The following is a 799-nucleotide window of genomic DNA, read 5'->3' on the forward strand; positions in this document are numbered from 1 at the left end:
GACTATGTGCAGCATCGCATGATCGAGGAATCCATCGACCTCTGGCGGTGGCTCCAGGACGGCGGGCATTTCTATGTCTGCGGCGATGCCAGCCGCATGGCGAAGGACGTCGATGCCGCCCTGCGCCAGGTCGCCATGCGCGAGGGCAATATGGATGCTGACCAGGCGCGCGACTGGATCGTCGCGCTGGCCAAGCAGGGCCGCTACCAGCGGGACGTGTACTGACGTGGATGGCGTCCGGCGCCCAGCGACACGCACGACCTGCCCTTACTGCGGGGTCGGCTGCGGTATCCTCGCGACGCCCGAAGGTTCCGTGCGCGGAGACCCGGATCACCCCGCGAACAAGGGCCGGCTGTGCAGCAAGGGGACGGCGCTGGGCGAGACGATCGGTCTCGATGGCCGGCTGCTTCACCCCATGGTGCACGGCAAGCGCGCGAGCTGGGATGCCGCGCTGGATGTCGTCGCCGAGGGCTATCGCAAGGGCTTGGAAAAATTCGGGCCGGAGGGCGTCGCGCTCTACGTCTCGGGCCAACTGCTGACGGAGGACTACTACGCCGCCAATAAGCTCGCGAAGGGCTTTCTGGGCACCGGCAATATCGACAGCAATTCGCGCCTTTGCATGGCGAGCGCCGTCGCCGGCCATCGCCGCGCCTTTGGCGAAGACATCGTCCCCGGCGTCTATGACGACCTGGAGGAGGCGGACCTTGTGATCCTGGTCGGCAGCAACCTCGCCTGGTGCCATCCCGTACTCCATCAGCGTCTGCTCGCGGCCAAGGCGCTGCGGCCGTCGATGCGCATC

At 66.8% G+C, this 799-nt stretch carries 1 protein-coding gene and 1 pseudogene; both read left to right on the plus strand.

The window, feature by feature from the left end; all coding sequences use genetic code 11:
• Window positions 1–225: pseudogene (locus AC1DWF_RS33605) on the plus strand (sulfite reductase subunit alpha); the annotation flags it as partial.
• A 1-nt stretch (window position 226) separates the two neighbouring features.
• Window positions 227–799: molybdopterin-dependent oxidoreductase (locus AC1DWF_RS33610; RefSeq protein ID WP_476842826.1), on the plus strand; the 573-nt coding region annotated here is incomplete at its 3' end.

The organism is Aminobacter sp. P4_D5 (assembly GCF_056401815.1).